The following is a 4,658-nucleotide window of genomic DNA, read 5'->3' as shown; positions in this document are numbered from 1 at the left end:
TCGTCAGGCCCCGCACAGGGGGACCGCGATGGTGGCCACCGCGCCGCCCGAGGGGCTGTTGGCGAGCGAGACGGAGCCCCCGTGGGCGCTCGCGGCCTCGGAGGCGGCGTGGAGGCCGAGCCCGTAGTGGCGGCCTCCGTCGCGCGAGGAGCGGGAGGAGTCGTCTGTGAAGAGGCGCTCGCAGCCGCGTTCGAGGGCGGCGGGAGAGAAGCCCGGTCCGTCGTCGGACACCTCGATGACGAGGTGTCCGCCCGCGACGTCGCAGGAGACCGCCACGCGCGAGCGCGCGTGCTCGGCGGCGTTGGCCACGAGGTTCGCGGCGGCTCGCGCCAGGGCGGTTCGGTCGAGCGGGGCCTCGGGCGCGCCCGCGACAGCGGGGCCCGTGGCCGCGTCGAGCGTCACGCCTCGCGCCCGGGCGATCTGGGCGGCCTCGGCGAGGACCTGCTCGCAGAGCTCGGCCGGCCGCATGGGGGCCCTCTCCGCCCCGCCGGACCCGCGCGAGGCCTCGATGAGCAGGCGCACGTAGCCGTCGAGCCTTTCGACACCGCCGGCTATGTCGCGCGCGGCGGCCGCGAGGTCGGCGTCTTTCTCGTCTTCCAGCTCCTCCGCCACGAAGTCGGCGTTGGCGCGCAGCACGGTGAGCGGCGTCTTGAGGTCGTGGGCGAGCGACGCCACCTGCTCGCGCTGCCCCCGCTCCGCGGCCCAGCGGGCCTCGAGCGACTCGGCGAGGGAGGTCCGCATGGCGTCCATCGCGGCGAGGACGTCGTTCACCTCGCGCACGTTGGTGCTGCCGACCGCGAAGTCGAGATCCCCCGCGCCGACGCGCCCCGCCGCCTCCGCGAGCGGCGCCATCTTGCGCGAGATCACGCGGCTCGCGCGGCGCGCCACGAGCGCGAGCGCGAGCGCGCTTCCCGCAGCGGCGCCGACGAGCATGAGGTTCTGCGGGTTGGGAAGCAGGCCGGCGAGGTCGCGCGAGACCCACTGCGGCAGGTACTCGCTGACGAGTGCGCAGGCCCCGCCGCCCTTGAGCGGGAACGCGGCGTAGGTGAGGCCCGAGCCCCCGCCCTCGATCTCCACTGTGCCCGGATCCGCGGCGAGTGCCGCACGGGCCATTTCCGTCGCGTCCTCGAGCCGCGTGCCCTCGAGGTCTGTCATCAGCGCGTATCCGTCCTTGTTCAGGATGAGGTAGCGGTACGCCGTCGGCACGTCCTGCTGCCCGCAGACGCCGTCGCGTGCCAGGCCCTCCGCGACCTCGCGCGCATTGGCCGGCCCCCAGCTTGCCTCGTAGACGAAGCCCGCGTCGATCGCCGCGGAGAGCGCCATGAACGAGGCGAGCCACGCCGTGGCGACCGCCGCGAACGCGTAGGCGAAGTAGCGCGCGATGACGAAGGAGAGCGGCATGCCCCCGCGACCTCGCGCCCCGGTCCTCAGAGCTGCCACTTGTACCCCATCCCCCAGACGGTCGCGATCGGATCGGCGCCGGCCTCGGAGAGTTTCCTCCGGGCGCGGCTGACCTGCATGGATATGGCCGCGTCGTCGGCGTCGCTCTCCCAGCCGAGCACCGCCTCGCGGATCTGCGCGCGGCTCATGACCTGCCCGGGGTGGCGGGCGAGGTACTCGCAGATGGCGTACTCGGTGGGCGTGAGCGGCACGGCCTCGCCGCCCACGGCGAGGCCGCGCGCCCCGAGGTCGATCCGCACCTCCCCGAAGGAGAGGGCGTGCGAGCGCGGCCGGCGCTCACGGCGTAGATGGGCCGCGACCTTGGCGCGCAGCTCCGCGGCCCCGAAGGGCTTGCGGACGTAGTCGTCGGCGCCCAGGCCGTAGCCGGCCACGGCGTCCTCCTCGGCCACGCGCGCGGTCAGGAAGACGATGGGCCCGTCGAAGTCCGGGCGGATCTGCCGCACGAGCTCGAAGCCGTCGAGCCCCGGCATCATGACGTCGCAGAGCACGAGGTCGAAGCGCGAGAGGTCCGTCCCCGGGACCGCCGTCGGGTCCGCCGCCCTGACGACCTCATGGCCGTCGCGGCCGAGGACGCGCGCGAGCGCGTCGAGGATCGCCCGTTCATCATCCACTGCCAGTATCCTCGCCATGTTCGACCTCCTGAAACTTCCGTCGGAATTGTACTAGCGCCGCGCTCAACGGTCCAGAGCCCCGCGCGCAGCCGCGGGCGCGGGCGCCCACATGTCGATCTCAGGGTTGGGCAGCACGCGGTCGGCGATCGAGCGCAGCACCGACCCCCAACCGGCGTCGAGCAGGGCATTCCCGCCCAGAACGAGCGCTGCGGAGAGGAGGACGAGCGCGACGGCGAACGGCCTCCTACGCATCTGCCCTCCCGTCCTCGAAGCGGCAGAACCAGGCGAGAAGGACGGCGTCGGCTGCCAGGGTGAGCACGAGGCTAGCGAGCGCAGTCGTGAGGAGAGGGCCCGCCGCGCGTGCGGCGTCGATGAAGGCCTCCACCCCGAGCGACCCCAGGCGCGCGGGCCAGGCGAGCGGCACCCAGCTCAGGGGCGTCGCCAGGGCACCGGTGAGCTCGCCGGTCATGAGGCCGTGCGCAAGTCCGCCCACCGAGAAGAACGCGAGGAGCACCCCCGCCGCGCCGGCGCCGATGGCGGCGTTGCGGCCGAGGCGCAGGGCCACGCCGAGCCCCAGCGCGTAGAGGGGCAGGCTGCCCAGCACGATGCCCGCCCAGGCGGCCGCAAGCGGAGCGGGCCCGAGCGGCAGGCGCCCGGCGACGGCGAGCGCGGCCCCGAACACGCCGAGCGCCACGGCCAGCGCCCCCGCGCCGAGCGCCGCAAGGGCGAGCAGCTTCGCCGCGACGGCGCGCCCGCGCGAGGGGACCGCCGTGAGGTTGGCGAGGCGCCCGGCAGCGCGCTCCTCGTCCACGGCGAGCCCGCAGACGATGGCGGACATGAGCGGCATGAGGGCGCCGAGGAACTGGGCGTAGGCGTCCGCGCCCAGCGCCGGGTCCCATCGGGCTACGGAGAAGTACTCGCCGCAGGCAAGACCGGCCGCCAGGCCGCAGACGAGGTGCACCGCCGTGAGCGGGGAGCGCGCCAGGCGCAGGGCCTCGGAGAGCAGGGCCCGCGGGAGAGTCAAGCGCGGCGTCGGGTCGGAGAGTCGTGTCATGGCCATCACCTCTCCTCGGAGCGCGCGAACCAGGCCGCGCCCGCCGCCGTGAGCGCGGCGAACGCGAGCGCGCAGACCGCAAGGCCCGCCAGCGTGAGCATGCCGTCCGCCGTAAGCGCCCCGCCGAGCGCCATGTCCGCCGCGAGTGGCTCGCCGCTCGGCAGCACGGGGATGAAGCTCGTGGGGATGACCATGCTCGCCGACGGCGGAAAGAGCTGCGGCAGCGGCACCAGCGACCAGGCGAACCCACCCACGAGCTGCGCGGCGAGCGGGCAGAAGATGCCCGCGAGCATGCCGAGCCGCGCCGTGAGGAAGAGCCCTGCGGGGATCATCCACGCCGCGGTCACCGTGTTGACGAGCGCGCAGAGGAGCATCGTGAGCGTGCCCGCGACCGTGAGGCCCTGCGAGGAGAACGCCGATCCCGCGAGGTAGATGCCGAAGACCACGAGGTTCGAGAGCATGCAGAGCGCGAGGCACCAGAGCGCCTTGGCCCACCAGGCGCGCCCGAGCGGGAAGCCCAGGCCCAGAAGCCCCCGCATCCGCGTGCGCGCGTCCGCCCGCGCGACGCACGCCACCACGAGCGAGAGAGACACGGGCAGGAAGAGCGCGTACCAGTAGTTCCACGCGCTGAAGATCTGCACGCCCCGGTAGGGCATCGCGCCGAGCAGCGGCATCGGCAGCGCCATGAGCACGGCCAGGCGAACCGGTGCCGCGTGGCGCGACTTCAGGGCCTCGGCGCGCAGGCCCGCGAGCAGGCCGCCTTTCTCGCCCGTCATGCCGCCACCTCCCCGCGCGCTCGACGCCCCTCCCGGCAGACGCTCATGAAGAGTTCCTCGAGGTCCTGCCCGGGCCGAAGCGCATCCTCGTAGGCGAGGCGCCCCCCGCAGATGATGCCGATGGTGTCCGCCATCTGCTGCACCTCGGAGAGGATGTGGCTCGAGACGATCACCGTCGTGCCCGCCGCCGCGAAGCCGCGGATCTGGTCGCGCAGCTCCTCGATGCCGATGGGGTCGAGGCCGTTGGTGGGCTCGTCGAGCACGAGCAGGCGTGGCCGGGCGATCAGCGCCAGCGCGAGCCCCAGGCGCTGCCGCATGCCCATCGAGAAGCGCCCGGCGCGCTTCTTCCCGGTGTCCGCGAGGTCCACGGCGGCGAGCACCTCATCTACGCGGCTCTCGGGAAGGCCCAGCAGCGTGGTGCGCACGCGCAGGTTCTCGCGCGCGGTGAGGTTGGGGTAGAGCGGCGCCTCCTCGATGAGGCTGCCGATTGCGTAGAGGTCCTCGCGGCGCCAGGCGTGCCCGGCAAAGAGGATCTCCCCGGCCGTCGGCCGCAGCATCCCGCAGATCATCTTGAGCGTTGTCGACTTGCCGGCGCCGTTGGGGCCGAGCAGCCCGTACACCTCGCCCTCGCGGATATGAAGGCTCACGTCGGCCACGGCGTCCTGCGCCTGGTCGCCGCGGCCGAAGCGCTTGGTGAGCCCGCGCGTCTCGAGCATGTAACCCATGGGTTCGTCCTTTCTCTTCCGGGCGCGCGGG

General features: G+C 73.7%; 6 protein-coding genes. All 6 read right to left on the bottom strand.

The features are described 5' to 3' along the window. Nucleotides 1–3: 3 nt before the first annotated feature. From FGQ67_RS09890 to FGQ67_RS09870, 6 genes are read right to left on the bottom strand one after another with little or no spacing between them, the layout of a single operon-like run. A complete protein-coding gene (locus FGQ67_RS09890; RefSeq protein ID WP_138341774.1) occupies nt 4–1,401 on the bottom strand; it encodes a sensor histidine kinase in 1,398 nt (465 codons plus the stop codon). Between the two features lie 26 nt (nt 1,402–1,427). Then, nucleotides 1,428–2,090, bottom strand: a complete 663-nt coding sequence (locus tag FGQ67_RS09885) for a response regulator transcription factor (protein WP_138341772.1) — start codon at nt 2,088–2,090, stop codon at nt 1,428–1,430. Nucleotides 2,091–2,135: 45 nt separating this feature from the next. Beyond that, the gene (locus FGQ67_RS10150; protein WP_171025307.1) at nt 2,136–2,324 is read right to left on the bottom strand and encodes a hypothetical protein; all 189 of its coding nucleotides are present in this window, start codon (nt 2,322–2,324) and stop codon (nt 2,136–2,138) included. After that, complete coding sequence (locus FGQ67_RS09880; RefSeq protein ID WP_249934450.1) at nt 2,317–3,126, bottom strand: ABC-2 family transporter permease; 810 nt, start codon at nt 3,124–3,126, stop codon at nt 2,317–2,319. Before FGQ67_RS09880 ends, FGQ67_RS10150 begins: the two co-directional genes overlap by 8 nt. A gap of 5 nt (nt 3,127–3,131) precedes the next feature. Continuing rightward, on the bottom strand, nt 3,132–3,902 hold the full coding sequence (locus FGQ67_RS09875) for an ABC-2 family transporter permease (protein ID WP_138341769.1): 771 nt from the start codon (nt 3,900–3,902) through the stop codon (nt 3,132–3,134). Further along, nucleotides 3,899–4,627 (bottom strand): lantibiotic protection ABC transporter ATP-binding protein, encoded by a 729-nt coding sequence (locus FGQ67_RS09870; protein WP_118082048.1) that lies wholly within the window; start codon nt 4,625–4,627, stop codon nt 3,899–3,901. The genes FGQ67_RS09875 and FGQ67_RS09870 overlap by 4 nt, the downstream gene beginning before the upstream one ends. Nucleotides 4,628–4,658 lie beyond the last annotated feature (31 nt).

The sequence above is a fragment of the Collinsella aerofaciens genome (assembly GCF_005845035.1).
Classification (GTDB): Bacteria; Actinomycetota; Coriobacteriia; order Coriobacteriales; family Coriobacteriaceae; genus Collinsella; species Collinsella aerofaciens_I.
Note: the sequence above shows the minus strand (reverse complement) of the source record. Positions and strands in the feature narration are given on the sequence as shown.

What these genes read in the sequence shown, in the direction of transcription:
- FGQ67_RS09890 (WP_138341774.1), bottom strand. Translation starts at nt 1,401, where the DNA reads ATGCCGCTCTCCTTCGTCATCGCGCGCTACTTCGCCTACGCGTTCGCG.
- FGQ67_RS09885 (WP_138341772.1), bottom strand. Translation starts at nt 2,090, where the DNA reads ATGGCGAGGATACTGGCAGTGGATGATGAACGGGCGATCCTCGACGCG.
- FGQ67_RS10150 (WP_171025307.1), bottom strand. Translation starts at nt 2,324, where the DNA reads ATGCGTAGGAGGCCGTTCGCCGTCGCGCTCGTCCTCCTCTCCGCAGCG.
- FGQ67_RS09880 (WP_249934450.1), bottom strand. Translation starts at nt 3,126, where the DNA reads ATGACACGACTCTCCGACCCGACGCCGCGCTTGACTCTCCCGCGGGCC.
- FGQ67_RS09875 (WP_138341769.1), bottom strand. Translation starts at nt 3,902, where the DNA reads ATGACGGGCGAGAAAGGCGGCCTGCTCGCGGGCCTGCGCGCCGAGGCC.
- FGQ67_RS09870 (WP_118082048.1), bottom strand. Translation starts at nt 4,627, where the DNA reads ATGGGTTACATGCTCGAGACGCGCGGGCTCACCAAGCGCTTCGGCCGC.